This is a genomic window from Streptomyces sp. NPDC006435, assembly GCF_040612315.1.
Classification (GTDB): Bacteria; Actinomycetota; Actinomycetes; order Streptomycetales; family Streptomycetaceae; genus Streptomyces.
Map to the genome: position 1 here is coordinate 13,322 of NZ_JBEXPY010000050.1, position 20,658 is coordinate 33,979.

The 20,658-nt window shown below is 71.5% G+C and carries 20 protein-coding genes; 19 read left to right on the top strand and 1 reads right to left on the bottom strand.

What is annotated here, in order from left to right; genetic code table 11:
• Nucleotides 1-21: 21 nt before the first annotated feature.
• The 7 genes from aroC to nusB all read left to right on the top strand — a co-directional run bounded on the left by aroC (nt 22) and on the right by nusB (nt 6,476).
• Nucleotides 22-1,206: a chorismate synthase gene (aroC, locus tag ABZZ04_RS33045; protein ID WP_356935918.1), complete on the top strand. Its 1,185-nt coding sequence runs from the start codon at nt 22-24 to the stop codon at nt 1,204-1,206.
• Complete coding sequence (aroB, locus tag ABZZ04_RS33050) at nt 1,203-2,849, top strand: 3-dehydroquinate synthase (RefSeq protein WP_356935919.1); 1,647 nt, start codon at nt 1,203-1,205, stop codon at nt 2,847-2,849. Before aroC ends, aroB begins: the two co-directional genes overlap by 4 nt.
• Nucleotides 2,846-3,286 carry a type II 3-dehydroquinate dehydratase gene (gene aroQ / locus ABZZ04_RS33055; RefSeq protein ID WP_148833340.1) on the top strand — a complete coding sequence of 147 codons (441 nt, stop codon included), beginning with the start codon at nt 2,846-2,848 and terminating at the stop codon, nt 3,284-3,286. The genes aroB and aroQ overlap by 4 nt, the downstream gene beginning before the upstream one ends.
• Nucleotides 3,287-3,424: 138 nt before the next feature.
• A complete protein-coding gene (locus tag ABZZ04_RS33060) occupies nt 3,425-4,246 on the top strand; it encodes a Pro-rich N-terminal domain-containing protein (RefSeq protein ID WP_356935920.1) in 822 nt (273 codons plus the stop codon).
• A gap of 72 nt (nt 4,247-4,318) precedes the next feature.
• Nucleotides 4,319-5,425 (top strand): M24 family metallopeptidase, encoded by a 1,107-nt coding sequence (locus tag ABZZ04_RS33065; protein WP_356935921.1) that lies wholly within the window; start codon nt 4,319-4,321, stop codon nt 5,423-5,425.
• Between the two features lie 50 nt (nt 5,426-5,475).
• Complete coding sequence (gene efp / locus ABZZ04_RS33070; protein WP_148833335.1) at nt 5,476-6,042, top strand: elongation factor P; 567 nt, start codon at nt 5,476-5,478, stop codon at nt 6,040-6,042.
• A 2-nt stretch (nt 6,043-6,044) separates the two neighbouring features.
• Complete coding sequence (gene nusB / locus ABZZ04_RS33075) at nt 6,045-6,476, top strand: transcription antitermination factor NusB (protein WP_148833333.1); 432 nt, start codon at nt 6,045-6,047, stop codon at nt 6,474-6,476.
• 204 nt (nt 6,477-6,680) lie between these two features.
• Here the strand turns inward: nusB and bldD are convergent, their stop codons facing one another.
• Entirely contained in the window at nt 6,681-7,181 is a 501-nt protein-coding gene (gene bldD, locus ABZZ04_RS33080) for a transcriptional regulator BldD (RefSeq protein WP_014044812.1), read from the bottom strand.
• A gap of 222 nt (nt 7,182-7,403) precedes the next feature.
• Here bldD and pyrR point away from each other — a divergent pair, with 222 nt between their 5' ends.
• From pyrR to coaBC, 12 genes are all read left to right on the top strand, one after another.
• Complete coding sequence (gene pyrR, locus ABZZ04_RS33085) at nt 7,404-7,988, top strand: bifunctional pyr operon transcriptional regulator/uracil phosphoribosyltransferase PyrR (protein WP_283850644.1); 585 nt, start codon at nt 7,404-7,406, stop codon at nt 7,986-7,988.
• 92 nt (nt 7,989-8,080) lie between these two features.
• Nucleotides 8,081-9,067 (top strand): aspartate carbamoyltransferase catalytic subunit, encoded by a 987-nt coding sequence (locus tag ABZZ04_RS33090; RefSeq protein WP_356935922.1) that lies wholly within the window; start codon nt 8,081-8,083, stop codon nt 9,065-9,067.
• 2 nt (nt 9,068-9,069) lie between these two features.
• On the top strand, nt 9,070-10,356 hold the full coding sequence (locus ABZZ04_RS33095) for a dihydroorotase (RefSeq protein ID WP_356935923.1): 1,287 nt from the start codon (nt 9,070-9,072) through the stop codon (nt 10,354-10,356).
• Nucleotides 10,353-10,934, top strand: a complete 582-nt coding sequence (locus ABZZ04_RS33100) for a hypothetical protein (RefSeq protein ID WP_356935924.1) — start codon at nt 10,353-10,355, stop codon at nt 10,932-10,934. The genes ABZZ04_RS33095 and ABZZ04_RS33100 overlap by 4 nt, the downstream gene beginning before the upstream one ends.
• Complete coding sequence (gene carA / locus ABZZ04_RS33105; RefSeq protein WP_356935925.1) at nt 10,931-12,073, top strand: glutamine-hydrolyzing carbamoyl-phosphate synthase small subunit; 1,143 nt, start codon at nt 10,931-10,933, stop codon at nt 12,071-12,073. The genes ABZZ04_RS33100 and carA overlap by 4 nt, the downstream gene beginning before the upstream one ends.
• The gene (carB, locus tag ABZZ04_RS33110) at nt 12,066-15,374 is read left to right on the top strand and encodes a carbamoyl-phosphate synthase large subunit (RefSeq protein WP_356935926.1); all 3,309 of its coding nucleotides are present in this window, start codon (nt 12,066-12,068) and stop codon (nt 15,372-15,374) included. The genes carA and carB overlap by 8 nt, the downstream gene beginning before the upstream one ends.
• 140 nt (nt 15,375-15,514) lie before the next feature.
• Complete coding sequence (locus tag ABZZ04_RS33115) at nt 15,515-16,624, top strand: quinone-dependent dihydroorotate dehydrogenase (RefSeq protein WP_356935927.1); 1,110 nt, start codon at nt 15,515-15,517, stop codon at nt 16,622-16,624.
• Nucleotides 16,621-17,460, top strand: a complete 840-nt coding sequence (gene pyrF / locus ABZZ04_RS33120; protein WP_356935928.1) for an orotidine-5'-phosphate decarboxylase — start codon at nt 16,621-16,623, stop codon at nt 17,458-17,460. The genes ABZZ04_RS33115 and pyrF overlap by 4 nt, the downstream gene beginning before the upstream one ends.
• Nucleotides 17,461-17,704: 244 nt before the next feature.
• Entirely contained in the window at nt 17,705-18,028 is a 324-nt protein-coding gene (locus ABZZ04_RS33125; protein WP_014157387.1) for an integration host factor, read from the top strand.
• Nucleotides 18,029-18,066: 38 nt separating this feature from the next.
• Complete coding sequence (gene gmk / locus ABZZ04_RS33130; RefSeq protein WP_356935929.1) at nt 18,067-18,684, top strand: guanylate kinase; 618 nt, start codon at nt 18,067-18,069, stop codon at nt 18,682-18,684.
• 136 nt (nt 18,685-18,820) lie between these two features.
• Nucleotides 18,821-19,093 carry a DNA-directed RNA polymerase subunit omega gene (gene rpoZ, locus ABZZ04_RS33135; protein ID WP_003970369.1) on the top strand — a complete coding sequence of 91 codons (273 nt, stop codon included), beginning with the start codon at nt 18,821-18,823 and terminating at the stop codon, nt 19,091-19,093.
• Nucleotides 19,094-19,225: 132 nt separating this feature from the next.
• Entirely contained in the window at nt 19,226-20,428 is a 1,203-nt protein-coding gene (gene coaBC, locus ABZZ04_RS33140) for a bifunctional phosphopantothenoylcysteine decarboxylase/phosphopantothenate--cysteine ligase CoaBC (RefSeq protein WP_356935930.1), read from the top strand.
• Nucleotides 20,429-20,658 lie beyond the last annotated feature (230 nt).

Here is a 20,658-nt window from a genome sequence, read left to right on the forward strand (position 1 = left end):
GCGCGAGCATGAGGAGCACCGTTGAGCAGGTTGCGCTGGCTGACCGCGGGGGAGTCCCACGGCCCCGCACTCGTGGCGACGCTGGAGGGTCTTCCCGCCGGCGTCCCGATCACCACGGAGATGGTGGCGGACGCACTCGCCCGACGACGGCTCGGTTACGGCCGCGGTGCGCGGATGAAGTTCGAGAAGGACGAGGTCACCTTCCTCGGCGGGGTGCGCCACGGCCTCACCATGGGATCCCCGGTCGCCGTGATGGTGGGCAACACCGAATGGCCCAAGTGGGAGCAGGTGATGGCGGCCGACCCGGTCGACCCCGCCGAACTGGCCGAACTGGCCCGCAACGCCCCGCTGACACGCCCGCGGCCCGGCCACGCCGACCTCGCGGGCATGCAGAAGTACGGCTTCGACGAGGCCCGGCCGATCCTGGAGCGCGCCAGCGCCCGGGAGACGGCGGCCCGCGTCGCGCTCGGCGCCGTCGCGCAGTCGTACCTCAAGGAGACCGCCGGCATCGAGATCGTCAGCCACGTGGTCGAGCTGGCCGCGGCCAAGGCGCCGTACGGCGTCCACCCGACGCCCGCCGACGTCGAGCGGCTCGACGCCGACCCGGTGCGCTGCCTGGACGCCGACGCGAGCAAGGCGATGGTCGCCGAGATCGACCAGGCCCACAAGGACGGCGACACCCTCGGCGGCGTCGTCGAGGTGCTGGCGTACGGCGTGCCCGTGGGCCTCGGCTCGCACGTCCACTGGGACCGTCGGCTGGACGCCCGCCTCGCCGCCGCCCTCATGGGCATCCAGGCCATCAAGGGCGTCGAGGTCGGCGACGGCTTCGACCTGGCCCGGGTGCCCGGCTCGAAGGCGCACGACGAGATCCTGGTCACCGAGGACGGCATCAGGCGCGCCTCCGGCCGCTCCGGCGGCACCGAGGGCGGCCTCACCACCGGCGAACTGCTGCGGGTCCGCGCCGCGATGAAGCCCATCGCGACCGTGCCGCGCGCGCTCGCCACCATCGACGTCGTCACCGGCGAGCCCGCCAAGGCGCACCACCAGCGCTCCGATGTCTGTGCCGTTCCGGCTGCGGGGATCGTCGCCGAGGCGATGGTCGCGCTGGTCCTGGCCGACGCCGTCGCGGAGAAGTTCGGCGGCGACAGCGTCGCCGAGACCCGGCGCAACGTGCAGTCGTACCTCGACCACCTCCAGATCCGATGAGCGGCCCGCTGGTCGTCCTCGTCGGCCCGATGGGCGTCGGCAAGTCCACGGTCGGGGAACTGCTCGCCGACCGGCTCGGCACCGGCTACCGGGACACCGACGCGGACGTCGTGGCCACGGCCGGCAAGCCGATCCCGGAGATCTTCTACGACGAGGGCGAGGAGCACTTCCGCGAGCTGGAGCGCCGGGCGGTGCACACCGCCCTCGCCGAGCACACCGGCGTCCTCTCGCTCGGCGGCGGCGCCGTGCTCGACGCGACGACCCGCGCCCTGCTCGCCGGCCACCCCGTCGTCTACCTCTCGATGGAGGTGGAGGAGGCCGTCAGGCGGGTCGGCCTGAGCACCGCCCGCCCGCTGCTCGCCGTCAACCCGCGCCGGCAGTGGCGCGAGCTGATGGACGCCCGCCGCCACCTGTACACCGAGGTGGCGCGGGCGACCGTCGCCACCGACGAGCGCACCCCCGAAGAGGTCGCCCAGGCGGTCCTCGACGCACTGGAACTGCCGGAGCGCACGGGAGCCCCCGTCGCGCCCGGCCGGGAGAGCACACCCATGACCGAGCAGGGCCCCATCCGCATCCCGATCGCCGGCAGCGCGGGCACCGACCCGTACGACGTGCTGATCGGCAGGCAGCTCCTCGGCGAGCTGCCCGGACTCATCGGCGACCGCGTCAAGCGGGTCGCGGTGCTGCACCCCGAGGCGCTCGCCGAGACCGGTGAGGCGGTCCGCCAGGACCTCGCCGGGCAAGGTTACGAGGCCATCGCGATCCAGCTGCCCAACGCCGAGGAGGCCAAGACCGCCGAGGTTGCGGCGTACTGCTGGAAGGCGCTCGGACAGACCGGCTTCACCCGCACCGACGTGATCGTCGGCGTCGGCGGCGGCGCCACCACCGACCTGGCCGGATTCGTCGCGGCGACCTGGCTGCGCGGAGTGCGCTGGATCGCCGTCCCCACGACCGTGCTCGCCATGGTCGACGCGGCCGTCGGCGGCAAGACCGGCATCAACACCGCCGAGGGCAAGAACCTCGTCGGCGCCTTCCACCCGCCGGCCGGGGTCCTCTGCGACCTCGCGGCACTGGACTCGCTGCCGGTGCACGACTACGTCAGCGGCATGGCCGAGGTCATCAAGGCCGGCTTCATCTCCGACCCGGTGATCCTCGACCTCGTCGAGGCGGACCCGGAAGGCGCCCGTACGCCCACCGGGCCGCACACCGCCGAGCTGATCGAACGCGCCATCAAGGTCAAGGCGGAGGTCGTCTCCAGCGACCTCAAGGAGTCCGGGCTGCGCGAGATCCTCAACTACGGCCACACCCTGGCCCACGCCATCGAGAAGAACGAGCGCTACAAGTGGCGCCACGGCGCCGCCGTCTCGGTCGGCATGGTCTTCGCCGCCGAGCTGGGCCGGCTCGCCGGACGCCTCGACGACGCCACCGCCGACCGGCACCGCACCGTGCTGGAGTCCGTCGGCCTGCCGCTGACCTACCGCGGCGACCAGTGGCCCAGGCTGCTGGAGACCATGAAGGTCGACAAGAAGTCCCGCGGCGACCTGCTGCGCTTCATCGTCCTGGACGGCCTCGGCAAGCCCACCGTGCTGGAGGGCCCGGACCCGGCCGTGCTGCTCGCCGCCTACGGGGAGGTGTCGGCGTGACCCGTCGGGTCCTCGTCCTCAACGGGCCGAACCTCGGCCGCCTCGGCTCCCGCGAGCCCGACGTGTACGGTGCCACGTCCTACGCCGGGCTCGTCGACACCTGCCGGGAGCTCGGCAAGGAGCTCGGCTTCGACGTCGACGTCCGCGAGACCAACGACGAGGGCGAGCTGATCCGCTGGCTCCACGAGGCCGCGGACGGTTCAATTCCGGTCATTGTCAATCCGGGGGCGTTCACCCATTACTCGTACGGGATGCGGGACGCGGCCGCCCAGCGCACCGCCCCGCTGATCGAGGTGCACATCTCGAACCCGTACGCACGGGAGGAATTTCGCCACCATTCCGTGATCGCGCCGGTGGCGACCGGAACCGTGGCCGGATTCGGCATCGGCTCCTATCGTCTGGCCCTGCGCGCGCTCGCGGACGAACTGACCGGCTGACGGACCGGCGGGCCGGGCGGAATACCGGCCGATCGGGCACTGCGGACCACCCCCGGCCGTTGTCCTTGTGGCGGCCGGGGACGGTACGGTTGCCGTCCCATCAGCGCCAGTTGCCTGTACGAGACGGAGTGGCACCGGATGCAGCACGCAGTGGGGGCTCCGCTGCCGCCGCCGCAGGGCCCCGGCAGTGGGCCCGTCGGCTGGACGCACCAGTCCCAGCACCCCGGCCACCCCGGTCCGCCGGGGCCGCCGCCCACCGCCCCTCCGGCGCCCCAGGGCTGGAGCGGACCGGCCCCGAACCACGCCCCGGCGCCGCCCGCCAGGGAGACCACCGGGCACGTCCAGCTGCCGCCCGCCGGTCCCGTCCCGCTGCCCGCGCCGCCCGCCGACCCCGGCACCGGCGGCACGACGCTCGCCGTCCTGCTGATCGGCCCCGCGGGCGCCGGGAAGACCACCGTGGCCAGGCTCTGGGCCAGCCGCCGCCGGGTCCCCACCGCCCACGTCAGCCTCGATGACGTCCGCGAATGGGTCTGCTCCGGCTTCGCCGACCCGCAGTCCGGATGGAACGACAACTCCGAGGCGCAGTACCGCCTGGCCCGTCGCACCTGCGGCTTCGCCGCCCGCAACTTCCTCGCCAACGGCATCTCCTGCATCCTCGACGACGCCGTCTTCCCGGACCGGCCGGTCGTCGGCCTCGGCGGCTGGAAGCGCCACGTCGGCCCCGGACTGCTGCCCGTCGTCCTGCTCCCGGGCCTGGAGATCGTCCTGGAGCGCAACGCCGCCCGCAGCGGGAACCGCCGCCTCTCGGACGAGGAGGTCGCCCGGATCCACGGCAGGATGGCCGGGTGGTACGGTTCCGGGCTGCCGATCATCGACAACTCCACGTACGACGTGGAGACCACCGCCCGCGTCCTCGACGACGTGCTCGCCCGGTCCATAGCCAGCCCTCCGGCCTGGTAGCCCGCCACCGGACGGCCCCCGGTCGGGTGCGCTGACCGAGCAGGCCGGTGCCACCGCTCGTAGGCTCGTGACATGTCAGAGGTGTACGCCGTCCGCCGAGGGATGCTCCGCGACCGGTGCGCCGCCGCCGGGTCCGCGGCCGCCCTGGTCTCCCGCCCCGCCAACGTCCGCTACCTCGCGGGCGGTGCGCCACCGGGGGCCGTGCTGCTGCTCGGGCCCGGCGGGGACGTCCTGTTCCGCCCCGAGGCCCCGCCCGGCGGTCCCGCCGACGGGCGCACCGACGACCGGCTGCGCGTCCTCGCGCCGCCGTCCCCGGACGGTGATCCGGCGGTGGCGGCAGCGGACCTCGCCGCCTCCTCGGGGGCGGACTCCCTGGCAGTGGAGGAGCACCACCTGACGGTCTCCCGCCACCGGGCCATGGGTTCGGCCGCGCCCCGGCTGCGGCTGACCGACCTGGGCACCACCGTCGAGCACCTGCGGGTGGTGAAGGACGAGGAGGAGATCGCCTGCCTGCGGATCGCCGCCGAGATCACCGACCAGGCCCTGGGCGAGCTCCTCGAATCCATCCTGGTCGGCCGCACCGAACGCCACCTCGCCCTGGAGCTGGAGCGCCGGCTGGTGGACCACGGCGCCGACGGTCCCGCCTTCCCCACCTCCGTGGCCACCGGCCCGAATTCCGGCCAGGGGCGCCACCGGCCCTCGGACCGGCGGGTGGAGGAAGGGGATTTCCTCTCCGTCTGCCTCGGCGCGAACTACCGCGGCTACCGCTGCGAGATCGGCCGCACGTTCGTCATCGGCACGGCGCCGGCCGACTGGCAGATCGAGCTCTACGACCTCGTCTTCGCCGCTCAGCGGGCCGGACGCGAGGCCCTCGTGCCCGGCGCGGCCTACCGCGACGTGGACCGTGCGGCCCGGCACCTGCTGGACTCCGCGGACCATGGAGGGGACCTGGCGCCGTGGACCGGGCACGGAGTGGGACTGGAAATCGACGAGGACCCGCAGCTGGCACCTGCGGCCATGGGTAAACTGGACGCTTGTGTGCCGGTCACCGTCGAACCGGGGGTCCACCTCCCGGGCCGGGGCGGAGTCCGGATCGATGACACGCTCGTCGTGCGCCCCGAGGCGGACGGCGGACCCGAGCTACTCACCATTACGACCAAGGAGCTGCTCGCGCTCTAGCGCGCATCCTCGGTCGTTCCACCAGCTTCAGTCCAGGAGATTCCGCAACCGTGGCTTCCACGAACGACCTCAAGAACGGCATGGTGCTCAAGCTCGACGGAGGCCAGCTCTGGTCCGTCGTCGAGTTCCAGCACGTCAAGCCCGGCAAGGGCCCGGCCTTCGTGCGCACCAAGCTCAAGAACGTGCTCTCCGGCAAGGTCGTCGACAAGACGTTCAACGCCGGCGTGAAGGTCGAAACGGCCACCATCGACCGTCGCGACATGCAGTTCTCCTACATGGACGGCGACTACTTCGTCTTCATGGACATGGAGACCTACGACCAGCTCCACGTCGACCGCAAGGCCGTCGGCAACGCCGCCAACTTCCTGATCGAGGGCTTCACCGCCTCCGTGGCGCAGCACGAGGGCGAGGTGCTCTACGTCGAGCTCCCGGCCGCCGTCGAGCTCGTCATCCAGGAGACCGAGCCGGGCGTCCAGGGCGACCGCTCCACCGGTGGCACCAAGCCCGCCACCCTGGAGACCGGCCACCAGATCCAGGTCCCGCTCTTCATCACCACCGGTGAGAAGATCAAGGTCGACACCCGCACCAGCGACTACCTCGGCCGGGTGAACAGCTAACCGTGGCTGCCCGTAACACGGCCCGCAAGCGTGCCTTCCAGATCCTCTTCGAGGCCGACCAGCGCGGCGCGTCCGTGCAGACGGTCCTCGCGGACTGGGTGCGGCACTCGCGGACCGACAGCCGTCAGCCCCCGGTCACCGAGTACACGATGGAGCTCGTCGAGGGGTACGCGCAGTACGCGGACCGGATCGACGACCTCATCGCGACCTACGCGGTGGACTGGGAGATCGACCGCATGCCGGTCGTCGACCGGAACATCCTGCGGCTCGGCGCGTACGAGCTGATCTGGGTGGACGGTACCCCGGACGCGGTGGTGCTCGACGAGGCGGTCCAGCTCGCCAAGGAGTTCTCCACCGACGAGTCGCCGTCCTTCGTGAACGGGCTGCTCGCCCGGTTCAAGGACCTCAAGCCGAAGCTCCGCCGGGAGCAGTGACCCGCGGCGGCGTTCAGCCGGCGAAGGGCCCGCGGTCACTCGACCGTGGGCCCTTCGGCGTACGGCGCGCCCGGTGGCGGCCGTTCGTACGCGGACACGGGACCGCGCGAAGACATGGAACCGGGCACGAAAAAACCGTGTCGGCACGGGCACCCGGAAGAGGGAACCCGCACCGGCACGGCGGTACGTTTCTTCGGTGGGGCGTCAGCCCTCTTCGTGGGCGACGGCGCGGCGCGCGTCCGCGTCCAGCACGCCCCAGCTGATCAGCTGCTCCGTCAGCACGGACGGCGACTGGTCGTAGATCACGGCCAGCGTGCGCAGGTCGTCCTGGCGGATCGAGAGCACCTTGCCGTTGTAGTCGCCGCGCTGGCTCTGGATCGTCGCCGCGTAGCGCTGCAGCGGACCGGCCTTCTCCGGCGGGACGTGGGCGAGGCGCTCCAGGTCCAGCACGAGCTTCGGCGGCGGCTCGGCGGCACCGCCGGGCGTCGTGCCGGGCAGGAGCTCCTGCACCGGGACCCCGTAGAAGTCCGCGAGCTCGGCGAGGCGCTGCACGGTCACGGCACGGTCACCGCGCTCGTACGAGCCGACCACGACGGCCTTCCAGCGGCCCTGGGACTTCTCCTCCACGCCATGGAGGGAGAGGCCCTGCTGGGTGCGGATGGCACGGAGTTTGGCCCCGAGCTGTTTTGCGTATTCGCTGGACATAAAGCTCCCCGGACGCTGGAACATTCTGCGGCTCGGCCGCAGTGGCTGGTAACTCACTGTGAGGTTACGCAGCGTTACTTGGCTGCGTCAAGCCGAAAGGTCCGTACCGGCACCTCCCGGGGGTGCCACCGGGGCTCCGCGCAAGCCCTGGTAACGTGGATGACGCAATTTCGACGTCCTTTAAGGTCCGTCCCGTGAGGCGGAGAAGGAGGTCCGTTTCTTATGGACGCACAGCATGAAGCCCCCGGCAATGCGGCACGCCCCGTTCTGGAGGCCCCCGACATCGCCCGGGTACTGACCCGGATCGCCCACGAGATCGTCGAACGCGCCAAGGGCGCCGACGACGTGGTGCTCCTCGGAATCCCGACGCGGGGCGTCTTCCTCGCCCGCAGGCTGGCCGAGAAGCTGGAGGAGATCACCGGCGGAAAGATGCCGGTCGGCTCCCTCGACATCACGATGTACCGCGACGACCTGCGGCTGCGCCCGGCGCGCGCCCTGGCCCGCACCGAGATCCCCGGCGAGGGCATCGAGGGCCGCCTGGTCGTGCTCGTCGACGACGTCCTCTTCTCGGGACGCACGATCCGCGCCGCGCTCGACGCGCTGGGCGACATCGGCCGGCCCCGTGCCGTGCAGCTCGCCGTCCTCGTCGACCGCGGCCACCGCGAACTCCCGATCCGCGCCGACTACGTCGGCAAGAACCTCCCCACGTCGCTGCGGGAGACGGTCAAGGTCCAGCTCGCCGAGGAGGACGGCCGCGACGCCGTGCTGCTCGGTGTCCAGCAGGCCTCCCCGGCGGGCGAGCAGTAGCCGCACCCCACCCGTACGACGCCCTTCGAGCCCGTACGGCGGCTTTCGCACGCCCGCACGCCCTCACCCTCCACCCTCCGGAGAACACCCAGATGAAGCGCCACCTCATCTCGGCCGCCGACCTCACCCGCGACGACGCCGTCCTGATCCTCGACACCGCCGAGGAGATGGCCCGGGTCGCCGACCGGCCGATCAAGAAGCTCCCGACCCTGCGCGGCCGTACCGTCGTCAACCTCTTCTTCGAGGACTCGACGCGCACCCGCATCTCCTTCGAGGCCGCAGCCAAGCGCCTCTCCGCCGACGTCATCAACTTCTCCGCGAAGGGCTCGTCCGTCTCCAAGGGCGAGTCGCTCAAGGACACCGCGCTGACCCTGGAGGCGATGGGCGCCGACGCCGTCGTCATCCGGCACGGCGCCTCCGGCGCCCCGTACCGCCTCGCCACCTCCGGCTGGATCGACGGCGCGGTCGTCAACGCCGGCGACGGCACCCACGAGCACCCCACCCAGGCCCTCCTGGACGCCTTCACGATGCGTCGCCGCCTGGTCGGGACCGACAGCGGTCTCGGCCGGGACCTGGAAGGCCGCCGGATCACCATCGTCGGCGACATCCTGCACAGCCGGGTGGCCCGCTCCAACGTGCACCTGCTGAACACGCTGGGCGCCCACGTCACCCTGGTGGCCCCGCCGACCCTCGTCCCCGTCGGCGTCGAGCAGTGGCCCTGCGAGGTCAGCTACGGTCTCGACGAGGTGCTGCCGAAGTCCGACGCGGTGATGATGCTGCGTGTGCAGCGTGAACGGATGAACGCCGCGTACTTCCCGACCGAGCGCGAGTACTCCCGCCGCTACGGCCTGGACGGCGACCGCATGGCGAAGATGCCCGGGCACGCCGTCGTCATGCACCCCGGGCCGATGGTCCGGGGCATGGAGATCACCGCCGAGGTCGCCGACTCCGACCGCTGCACGGCCGTCGAACAGGTCGCCAACGGCGTCTCGATCCGGATGGCCGTCCTGTACCTCCTGCTCGGCGGATCCGAGCCCGCCGCCCCCGCCGCCCCGTCCCGTACCGAGGAGAACAAGTAACCATGAGCAAGATCCTTATCCGCGGCGCGAAGATCCTCGGCGGCGAACCCCAGGACGTGCTGATCGACGGCGAGACCATCGCCGAGGTCGGCACCGGCCTCGACGCCGCCGGCGCGACCGTCGTCGAGGCCGAGGGGCAGATCCTGCTGCCCGGCCTGGTCGACCTCCACACCCATCTGCGCGAGCCGGGCCGCGAGGACTCCGAGACCGTCCTCACCGGGACGAAGGCGGCGGCCGTCGGCGGCTTCACCGCCGTGCACGCCATGGCCAACACCTTCCCCGTCGCCGACACCGCCGGCGTCGTCGAGCAGGTGTGGCGGCTGGGCAAGGAGTCCGGCTACTGCGACGTGCAGCCGGTCGGCGCCGTCACCGTCGGACTGGAGGGCAAGCAGCTCGCCGAGCTCGGCGCCATGCACGACTCGGCCGCCGGGGTGAAGGTCTTCTCCGACGACGGCAAGTGCGTCGACGACGCGGTGATCATGCGCCGCGCGCTGGAGTACGTGAAGGCGTTCGACGGCGTCGTCGCCCAGCACGCCCAGGAGCCCCGCCTCACCGAGGGCGCCCAGATGAACGAGGGCGTCGTCTCGGCCGAACTCGGTCTCGGCGGCTGGCCCGCCGTCGCCGAGGAGTCGATCATCGCCCGCGACGTCCTGCTCGCCGCCCACGTCGGCTCCCGGGTGCACATCTGCCACCTGTCGACCGCCGGCTCCGTCGAGATCGTCCGCTGGGCCAAGTCCAAGGGCTGGGACGTCACCGCCGAGGTCACCCCGCACCACCTGCTCCTCACCGACGAACTCGTACGGTCCTACAACCCGGTCTACAAGGTGAACCCGCCGCTGCGCACCGAGGCCGACGTCCTGGCCCTGCGCGAGGCGCTCGCCGACGGCACCATCGACTGCGTCGCCACCGACCACGCCCCGCACCCGCACGAGGACAAGGACTGCGAGTGGGCCGCCGCCGCCATGGGCATGGTGGGCCTGGAGACCGCGCTCTCCGTCGTCCAGCAGACGATGGTCGACACCGGCCTCATCGACTGGGCGGGCGTCGCCGACCGGATGTCGTTCCGCCCGGCGGCCATCGGCCGCCTCGAAGGACACGGCAGGCCCGTCTCGGCCGGTGAGCCCGCCAACCTCACCCTGGTCGATCCGGCTTACCGTGGTGTCGTGGACCCCGCGGGCTTCGCCTCCCGCAGCCGCAACACTCCGTACGAGGGGCGCGAGCTGCCGGGTCGAGTCACCCACACCTTCCTGCGGGGCCGTGCCACGGTCGTCGACGGGAAGCTCGCGTGACATCACCCACCCACCTGTACCTCCGACTCGCCGCGGAGCAGAAGTCGGCCGAAGTGACCGACTGGTCCGCCCGCATCAGCTGGGTCGTCGGACTGCTGGTCCTCATCGCCTTCGTCTACTGGCTGATGCGCCAGGGATGGAAGTGGCGGGGAAGCCTCCAGTCCGGACTGCCGGAGCTCGCCACCACGCCGGAGGGCTTCGGGGACGGCGAACAGCCGCTCACCCTGACCGGCCGCTACCACGCCTCGACCACCGCCGGGCAGTGGCTCGACCGGATCGTCGCCCACGGCCTGGGCACCCGCAGCCGCGTCGAGCTCGCCCTGACCGACCGGGGCCTGGACGTCCGGCGCCCCGGCGCGACCGACTTCTTCGTCCCGGCCGCCGCACTGCGCGGGGCCCGGCTCGACAAGGGCATCGCCGGCAAGGTCCTGCCCGAGGGCGGCCTGCTGATCATCACCTGGGCGCACGGCGACAAGCTGATCGACTCCGGCTTCCGCTCCGACCGCTCCGCCGAGCACCCGGCCTGGGTCGAGGCCATCGAACGACTCACCCGCACTACGGAAGGCACCGCACGATGACGATCTCCACCCGGGGAGCCGCCAAAGCTCCCGCCGTACTCGTCCTGGAGGACGGCCGCACCTTCCGCGGTCGCGCCTACGGGGCCGTGGGGGAGACCTTCGGCGAGGCGGTGTTCTCCACCGGCATGACCGGCTACCAGGAGACGCTGACCGACCCCTCCTACCACCGCCAGGTCGTCGTGATGACCGCCCCGCACGTCGGGAACACCGGCGTCAACGACGAGGACCCCGAGTCCGGCCGCATCTGGGTCTCCGGCTACGTCGTCCGCGACCCCGCCCGGGTCCCCTCCAACTGGCGCTCGCGGCGCTCGCTGGACGAGGAGCTGGAGCGCCAGGGCGTCGTCGGCATCAGCGGCATCGACACCCGCGCGCTCACCCGCCACCTGCGCGAGCGCGGCGCCATGCGCGTCGGCATCTTCTCCGGCGACACGATCGCTGACGAGGCCACGCTGCTGGCCCGCGTCCAGGAGGCCCCCGAGATGGTGGGCGCCGACCTCTCCGCCGAGGTCGCCACCAAGGAGACGTACGTCGTCCCCGCGATCGGCACGAAGAAGTTCACCGTCGCCGCGATCGACCTCGGCATCAAGGGCATGACCCCGCACCGGATGGCCGAGCGCGGCATCGAGGTGCACGTGCTGCCCGCCACCGCCACCCTGGAGGAGGTGTACGCGGTCGAGCCCGACGGCGTGTTCTTCTCCAACGGCCCCGGCGACCCGGCCACCGCCGACCACCCGGTCTCCGTCATGCAGGGCGTCCTGGAGCGGAAGACCCCGCTCTTCGGCATCTGCTTCGGCAACCAGATCCTGGGCCGCGCCCTCGGCTTCGGCACCTACAAGCTGAAGTACGGCCACCGCGGCATCAACCAGCCCGTGCAGGACCGCACGACCGGCAAGGTCGAGGTCACCGCGCACAACCACGGCTTCGCCGTCGACGCCCCGCTCGACAAGGTCTCCGACACGGAGTACGGCCGCGCCGAGGTCTCCCACGTCTGCCTGAACGACCAGGTCGTCGAGGGGCTCCAGCTCCTCGACCAGCCGGCCTTCAGCGTCCAGTACCACCCCGAAGCAGCCGCGGGCCCGCACGACGCCGCGTACCTCTTCGACCGTTTCGTCACCCTGATGGAGGGCCAGCGTGCCTAAGCGCTCCGATATCCAGTCCGTCCTGGTCATCGGCTCCGGCCCGATCGTCATCGGCCAGGCCGCCGAGTTCGACTACTCCGGCACCCAGGCCTGCCGCGTCCTCAAGGCCGAGGGCCTGCGCGTCGTCCTGGTGAACTCCAACCCGGCGACGATCATGACCGACCCGGAGATCGCCGACGCCACGTACGTCGAGCCGATCACCCCCGAGTTCGTCGAGAAGATCATCGCCAAGGAGCGCCCCGACGCGCTGCTCCCGACCCTGGGCGGCCAGACCGCGCTCAACACCGCGATCTCCATGCACGAGAACGGTGTCCTGGAGAAGTACGGCGTCGAGCTCATCGGCGCCAACGTCGAGGCCATCAACAAGGGCGAGGACCGCGACCTGTTCAAGGGCGTCGTCGAGGCCGTCAACGCCAAGATCGGCCACGGCGAGTCCGCCCGCTCGGTCATCTGCCACTCCATGGACGACGTCCTGGCGGGCGTCGACGAGCTCGGCGGCTACCCCGTGGTCGTCCGCCCGTCCTTCACCATGGGCGGTGCCGGCTCCGGCTTCGCCCACGACGAGGACGAACTGCGCCGCATCGCCGGCCAGGGCCTCACGCTCTCCCCGACCACCGAGGTGCTCCTGGAGGAGTCCATCCTCGGCTGGAAGGAGTACGAGCTGGAGCTGATGCGCGACAAGAACGACAACGTCGTGGTCGTCTGCTCCATCGAGAACTTCGACCCGATGGGCGTCCACACCGGCGACTCGATCACCGTCGCCCCCGCGATGACGCTCACCGACCGCGAGTACCAGCGGCTGCGCGACATCGGCATCGCGATCATCCGCGAGGTCGGCGTCGACACCGGCGGCTGCAACATCCAGTTCGCCGTGAACCCCGAAGACGGCCGCGTCATCGTCATCGAGATGAACCCGCGCGTCTCCCGCTCCTCGGCGCTCGCGTCGAAGGCCACCGGCTTCCCGATCGCCAAGATCGCCGCCAAGCTGGCCGTCGGCTACACGCTCGACGAGATCCCCAACGACATCACCGAGAAGACCCCGGCCTCCTTCGAGCCGACCCTCGACTACGTCGTCGTCAAGGCCCCGCGCTTCGCCTTCGAGAAGTTCCCCTCCGCCGACTCCACCCTCACCACCACCATGAAGTCGGTGGGCGAGGCCATGGCGATCGGCCGGAACTTCACCGAGGCGCTCCAGAAGGCACTGCGCTCGCTGGAGAAGAAGGGCTCGCAGTTCTCCTTCACCGGCGAGCCCGGCGACAAGACCGCGCTGCTCGCCGAGGCGGTACGCCCGACCGACGGCCGGATCAACACCGTCATGCAGGCGATCCGGGCCGGCGCCACCCAGGAGGAGGTCTTCGAGGCGACGAAGATCGACCCCTGGTTCGTCGACCAGCTCTTCCTGATCAAGGAGATCGCCGACGAGCTGGCGGGCGCGGACGAGCTGGACCCCGCGCTGCTCGCCGAGGCCAAGCGGCACGGCTTCTCCGACGCCCAGATCGCCGACATCCGCAGCCTGCGCGAGGACGTCGTGCGCGAGGTGCGGCACGCGCTGGGCATCCGCCCGGTCTACAAGACGGTCGACACCTGCGCCGCCGAGTTCGCCGCGAGGACGCCGTACTTCTACTCCTCCTACGACGAGGAGAGCGAGGTCGCGCCGCGCACCAGGCCCGCGGTGATCATCCTCGGCTCCGGCCCGAACCGCATCGGCCAGGGCATCGAGTTCGACTACTCCTGCGTCCACGCCTCCTTCGCGCTCAGCGACGCGGGCTACGAGACCGTGATGGTCAACTGCAACCCGGAGACCGTCTCCACCGACTACGACACCTCCGACCGCCTGTACTTCGAGCCGCTGACGCTCGAGGACGTGCTGGAGATCGTCCACGCGGAGACCCTCGCGGGCCCCGTCGCCGGAGTCGTCGTGCAGCTCGGCGGCCAGACCCCGCTGGGCCTCTCGCAGGCGCTCAAGGACAACGGCGTACCGGTCGTCGGCACCTCCCCGGAGGCCATCCACGCCGCCGAGGACCGCGGCGCCTTCGGCCGGGTCCTGGCCGAGGCCGGGCTGCCCGCCCCGAAGCACGGCACCGCCACCACCTTCGACGAGGCCAAGGCCATCGCCGACGAGATCGGCTACCCCGTCCTCGTGCGCCCCAGCTACGTGCTCGGCGGACGCGGCATGGAGATCGTGTACGACGAGGCGCGGCTGGCCTCGTACATCGCCGAGTCCACCGAGATCAGCCCCACCAGGCCGGTCCTGGTCGACCGCTTCCTCGACGACGCGATCGAGATCGACGTCGACGCGCTCTACGACGGCACCGAGCTCTACCTCGGCGGCGTCATGGAGCACATCGAGGAGGCCGGCATCCACTCCGGCGACTCCGCCTGCGCGCTGCCCCCGATCACGCTCGGCGGCTTCGACATCAAGCGGCTGCGCGCCTCCACCGAGGGCATCGCCAAGGGCGTCGGCGTCCGCGGACTGATCAACATCCAGTTCGCGCTCTCCGGCGACATCCTGTACGTCCTGGAGGCCAACCCGCGCGCCTCGCGCACCGTCCCCTTCACCTCGAAGGCGACCGCGGTCCCGCTCGCCAAGGCCGCCGCCCGCATCTCGCTGGGCGCGACCGTCGCCGAGCTGCGCGCGGAGGGCCTGCTCCCGGCGAACGGCGACGGCGGCACCCTGCCGCTCGACGCGCCGATCTCCGTCAAGGAGGCCGTCATGCCGTGGTCGCGCTTCCGCGACATCCACGGCCGCGGCGTCGACACCGTCCTCGGCCCGGAGATGCGCTCCACCGGCGAGGTCATGGGCATCGACTCGGTCTTCGGCACGGCGTACGCCAAGTCGCAGGCCGGCGCGTACGGCCCGCTGCCCACCAAGGGCCGCGCCTTCATCTCGGTCGCCAACCGCGACAAGCGCTCGATGATCTTCCCGGCGCGCGAACTCGTCGCCCACGGCTTCGAGCTGCTCGCCACCTCCGGCACCGCCGAGGTCCTCAAGCGCAACGGCATCAACGCTCGCGTCGTGCGCAAGCAGTCCGAGGGCACCGGCCCGCAGGGTGAGAAGACCATCGTCCAGCTGATCCACGACGGCGAGGTCGACCTCATCGTCAACACCCCGTACGGAACGGGCGGCCGGCTCGACGGCTACGAGATCCGCACCGCGGCCGTGGCCCGCTCCGTGCCGTGCCTGACGACGGTGCAGGCGCTCGCCGCCGCCGTCCAGGGCATCGACGCCCTCACCCACGGAGGTGTAGGCGTCCGTTCCCTCCAGGAACACGCGGAACACCTGACAGCGGCCCGCGACTAGGGGCTTTCGTCTGGATCAGGCCGGATCGGCGTGCCGGGGCACGTGAGCCCGGCATGATCCGAGCGAAAAACCCTGGTCACTCCACAGGGGGACACCGGAAACGGTGTCCCCCTCTCCGTGAGGACACCGAGGACACCCCGATGTACAAGTTCTTCTTCCAGCTGGTCTTCAAGCGGATGGACCCGGAACAGGCCCACCACCTGGCCTTCCGGTGGATCCGTCTGGCCGCCCGCATCCCCGTGCTGCGCACCTTCGTCGCCGCCGCGCTCGCTCCCCGGTACGAGGAGCTGCGCACCGAGGCCCTCGGCCTGCGCATGCACGGCCCCTTCGGCCTCGCCGCGGGCTTCGACAAGAACGCCGTCGCGATCGACGGCATGGCGATGCTCGGCTTCGACCACGTCGAGATCGGCACCGTCACCGGCGAGCCGCAGCCCGGCAACCCCAAGAAGCGCCTCTTCCGCCTCGTCGCGGACCGCGCGCTGATCAACCGCATGGGCTTCAACAACGAGGGCTCGGCCGCCGTGGCCGCCCGGCTGGCCGCCCGCAGGCCGGTCTTCAGGACCACGGTCGGCGTCAACATCGGCAAGACGAAGGTCGTGCCGGAGGCCGAGGCGGTCGGCGACTACGTGAAGTCCGCCGAGCGCCTCGCCGGCCACGCCGACTACCTCGTCGTGAACGTCTCCTCGCCCAACACCCCGGGCCTGCGCAACCTCCAGGCCACCGAGGCGCTGCGGCCGCTGCTCGGCGCCGTGCGCGAGGCGGCCGACCGGGTCGTCACCGGACGCCGGGTCCCGCTGCTCGTCAAGATCGCCCCGGACCTCGCGGACGAGGACATCGACGCGGTCGCCGACCTCGCGGTCGAGCTGGGCCTGGACGGCATCATCGCCACCAACACCACCATCGCCCGCGACGGCCTGGGCCTGAAGTCCGCGCCCTCCCTCACCGGGGAGACCGGCGGACTGTCCGGAGCGCCCCTCAAGGCGCGCTCCCTGGAGGTCATCGGCCGCCTGTACGCGCGCGTGGGCGACCGGATCACCCTCGTCGGCGTCGGGGGCATCGAGAACGCCGAGGACGCCTGGCAGCGCATCCTCGCGGGCGCCACCCTCGTCCAGGGCTACAGCGCCTTCATCTACGAGGGCCCGTTCTACGCCAGGGCGATCCACAAGGGCCTGGCCGCGCGCCTGGCCGCCTCCCCGTACGCAACCCTCGCCGAGGCCGTCGGCGCGGAGACCAGGAAGGCCACCGCATGAGCCCCGAACCCTTCGGCGCACGTCTGCGCCGCGCCATGGACACCCGCGGACCGCTCTGCGTGGGCATCGACCCGCACGGCTCGCTCCTCACCTCCTGGGGCCTGAACGACGACGTCGCCGGCCTGGAGCGCTTCACCCGCACCGTCGTCGAGGCGCTGGCCGACCGGGTCGCCGTGCTGAAGCCGCAGTCCGCGTTCTTCGAGCGCTTCGGCTCGCGCGGCATCGCCGTGCTGGAGAAGGCCGTCGAGGAGGCGCGGGCGGCCGGCGCGCTGGTGCTGATGGACGCCAAGCGCGGCGACATCGGCTCCACCATGGGCGCCTACGCGGCGACCTACCTGGACCCGGACTCGCCGCTGTTCTCGGACGCGGTCACCGTCTCGCCGTACCTCGGCTTCGGCTCGCTGCGACCGGCGCTCGACGCGGCGGCCGCCTCCGGCGCGGGCGTCTTCGTGCTCGCCCTCACCTCCAACCCGGAGGGCGCCGAGGTGCAGCGCGCCACCGCCGCCGACGGCCGCTCGCTGGCCCAGCTGATGCTGGACCACATGGCCGCCGAGAACGCGGGGGCGAGCCCGCTGGGCTCGGTGGGCGCGGTGGTCGGTGCGACGCTCGGGGACGCGGGAGCGGACCTGGCGATCAACGGGCCGCTGCTCGCCCCCGGGATCGGGGCGCAGGGGGCGACGCCCGCGGACCTGCCCGGCGTCTTCGGCGACGCGGTGGGCAACGTGGTGCCCAGCGTGAGCCGCGGCGTGCTGAGCCGGGGACCGGACGCGGCGGGGCTGCGGGCGGCCGCGGAACGGTTCGCGGACGAGATCCGGGCCGCCGTCTCGGATGGGTGAACGGGCCACGTAACAGCCCGTTGACTGTTTCCTGACCAAAAAACTCGGTCGTTATGCCTGAAATGTCCTGGTCGGCCAAGGCTGACCAGGACTTTTCGTTGGTTCTCGCTGACTCGGGCGGTCCTGGCCGCTAGTCTCCGTCGAGAGCCGACGCGCACAAGGTGTTCGTCGCTCACCTGGTGCGGGGCGATCTGCGTCCTCACCGGTCCGTATCCGACAGATCGACATCCGAGGTGACGTAGGCGTGGCTCTTCCGCCCCTTACCCCTGAACAGCGCGCAGCCGCGCTCGAAAAGGCCGCCGCGGCTCGCCGGGAGCGGGCCGAGGTCAAGAATCGACTCAAGCACTCCGGCGCCTCCCTCCACGAGGTCATCAAGCAGGGCCAGGAGAACGACGTCATCGGCAAGATGAAGGTCTCCGCCCTCCTGGAGTCCCTGCCGGGCGTGGGCAAGGTCCGCGCCAAGCAGATCATGGAGCGGCTCGGCATCTCCGAGAGCCGTCGGGTCCGAGGTCTCGGCTCCAACCAGATCGCATCCCTGGAGCGTGAGTTCGGCGGCAGCGCCGCCTGACGTTCTCGGGCACCCCCGAGAACCTGGATAATCGCTGCATGGCTGCAACATCCCGGGGGACGTCCCCCGTACCCCCGGACGTACGTCCGCGGCTGACCGTGCTCTCCGGCCCCTCCGGGGTCGGCAAGAGCACGGTCGTCGCCCATATGCGCAAGGTCCACCCCGAGGTCTGGCTCTCGGTGTCGGCGACGACCCGGAAGCCGCGCCCCGGCGAGCGCGACGGCGTCCACTACTTCTTCGTGGACGACGGGGAGTTCGACAAGCTGATCGCCAACGGCGAGCTGCTGGAGTGGGCCGAGTTCGCGGGCAACCGCTACGGAACGCCCCGCCGCGCCGTGCTCGACCGCCTGGAGGCGGGCGAGCCGGTGCTGCTGGAGATCGACCTCCAGGGCGCCCGGCTGGTCCGGCAGTCGATGCCGGAGGCCCAGCTGGTCTTCCTGGCCCCGCCGAGCTGGGACGAATTGGTCCGCCGGCTCACCGGCCGGGGGACCGAGGCGCCCGAGGTGATCGAGCGCCGGCTCGCCGCCGCCCGGGTCGAGCTGGCCGCCGAGGCCGAGTTCGACACGACGCTGGTCAACACCTCCGTCGAGGACGTGGCCCGTGAGCTGCTAGCCTTGATGCTGGAGGCTTCCGGCCACCGCGCCGGCAACGACTGACGCACGACTGATCACGTACGGCTGAGCCGCACGACCGATCGCAGTACGACGCAGCCGCGGCCGACCCGGGCAAGCACGACGGAACCCCGCAGCGTCAAAGTTTTCTTTGATCTTTACCCCCTTCGGAAGGCAGAGAGTGTCCTCTTCCATCACCACGCCCGAGGGCATCATCAACCCGCCGATTGATGAGCTCCTCGAGGCCACCGACTCGAAGTACAGCCTCGTGATCTACGCCGCCAAGCGCGCGCGCCAGATCAACGCGTACTACTCGCAGCTCGGCGAGGGTCTCCTGGAGTACGTCGGCCCGCTCGTGGACACCCACGTCCACGAGAAGCCGCTGTCGATCGCGCTCCGCGAGATCAACGCGGGCCTGCTCACCTCCGAGGCCATCGAGGGCCCCGCGCAGTAAGCAGGAATCGCACCTTCACCTCGGGCCCGGCTGCCACGGCAGCCGGGCCCGAGGTGTGTCCGGGGCGACGGCGTCGGGACGGGCGCGGTGAGGCAGCATGGGGGTGTTCGTATCCGAGTGCGGGGAGACGCAGTGGACAAGCCGAAGGTCGTTCTTGGGGTCAGCGGGGGCATCGCCGCGTACAAGGCGTGCGAGCTGCTGCGCCGGCTGACCGAGTCCGGGCACGACGTGCGCGTCGTCCCGACCGGGTCGGCGCTGAACTTCGTTGGGGCGGCCACCTGGTCGGCGCTCTCCGGCCACCCGGTGTCCACGGAGGTCTGGGACGACGTCCACGAGGTCCCGCACGTCCGGATCGGGCAGGGCGCCGACCTCGTGGTCGTAGCCCCCGCCACCGCCGACACGCTCGCCAGGGCCGCCCACGGCCTCGCCGACGACCTGCTCACCAACACCCTCCTCACCGCCCGCTGTCCGGTCGTCTTCGCGCCCGCCATGCACACCGAGATGTGGGAGCACCCCGCCACCCGGGAGAACGTCGCCACGCTGCGCCGCCGCGGTGCCGTCGTCATCGAGCCCGCCGTCGGCCGGCTCACCGGCGTGGACACCGGCAAGGGCCGGCTGCCCGACCCCGGCGAGATCTTCGAGGTCTGCCGCCGGGTGCTGGCCCGCGGACCCGTCGAGCCCGACCTGGCCGGGCGCCACGTCGTGATCAGCGCCGGCGGCACCCGCGAGCCGCTCGACCCGGTGCGCTACCTCGGCAACCGTTCCTCGGGCAAGCAGGGCTACGCGCTGGCCCGCACCGCGGTCGCCCGCGGCGCCCGGGTCACCCTCGTCGAGGCCAACACCGGTCTGCCCGACCCGGCCGGGGCCGACGTCCTGCACGCCGGGACCGCCGTCCAGCTGCGCGAGGCCGTGCTGAAGGCCGCCGCGGACGCCGACGTGGTCGTGATGGCGGCGGCGGTCGCCGACTTCCGCCCCGCCGAGTACGCCACGGGGAAGATCAAGAAGAAGGACGGGCAGGAGCCCGCGCCCATCACGCTCGTCCGCAACCCCGACATCCTCGCCGAGGTGGCCGGCGAACGCGCCCGGCCGGGCCAGATCGTCGTGGGATTCGCCGCCGAGACCGACGACGTCCTCGCCAACGGCCGGGAGAAGCTCCGCCGCAAGGGGTGCGACCTCCTCGTCGTCAACGAGGTGGGGGAGCGCAGGACCTTCGGGTCGGAGGAGAACGAGGCGGTGGTGCTCGCGGCGGACGGCGGCGAGACCCAGGTGCCTCACGGACCCAAGGAAGCACTCGCCGACACGGTCTGGGACCTCGTGTCGGTACGCCTGGGGTGAAATTCTTGTTTCATGCCGCCGACCGGGCCGGAACCCCCTGAAACACGGGGAAAAACCGGCTTCCGGAGGCCGGTCGGCGGCCGCGGGGGGAACGTGGAGCGGGTCACAGAACTCCCAAGGAGCGAGACACACTGTCCGCCGGGCGAAAGCGACCGATAAACTGATCCAGGACCGTGTCGGGCGCAGCTCCCGGCGGTCCGCCAAATGATCAGCCAGCAGCCGCTGCAACC

Bases quoted from the DNA above. Each gene is read 5' to 3' on its own strand.
- carA (WP_356935925.1), top strand. From the start codon at position 10,931: ATGACGATCTCCACCCGGGGAGCCGCCAAAGCTCCCGCCGTACTCGTC.
- aroB (WP_356935919.1), top strand. From the start codon at position 1,203: ATGAGCGGCCCGCTGGTCGTCCTCGTCGGCCCGATGGGCGTCGGCAAG.
- ABZZ04_RS33060 (WP_356935920.1), top strand. From the start codon at position 3,425: ATGCAGCACGCAGTGGGGGCTCCGCTGCCGCCGCCGCAGGGCCCCGGC.
- bldD (WP_014044812.1), bottom strand. From the start codon at position 7,181: ATGTCCAGCGAATACGCAAAACAGCTCGGGGCCAAACTCCGTGCCATC.
- pyrF (WP_356935928.1), top strand. From the start codon at position 16,621: ATGAGCCCCGAACCCTTCGGCGCACGTCTGCGCCGCGCCATGGACACC.
- gmk (WP_356935929.1), top strand. From the start codon at position 18,067: ATGGCTGCAACATCCCGGGGGACGTCCCCCGTACCCCCGGACGTACGT.
- pyrR (WP_283850644.1), top strand. From the start codon at position 7,404: ATGGACGCACAGCATGAAGCCCCCGGCAATGCGGCACGCCCCGTTCTG.
- ABZZ04_RS33090 (WP_356935922.1), top strand. From the start codon at position 8,081: ATGAAGCGCCACCTCATCTCGGCCGCCGACCTCACCCGCGACGACGCC.
- ABZZ04_RS33065 (WP_356935921.1), top strand. From the start codon at position 4,319: ATGTCAGAGGTGTACGCCGTCCGCCGAGGGATGCTCCGCGACCGGTGC.
- ABZZ04_RS33115 (WP_356935927.1), top strand. From the start codon at position 15,515: ATGTACAAGTTCTTCTTCCAGCTGGTCTTCAAGCGGATGGACCCGGAA.
- ABZZ04_RS33095 (WP_356935923.1), top strand. From the start codon at position 9,070: ATGAGCAAGATCCTTATCCGCGGCGCGAAGATCCTCGGCGGCGAACCC.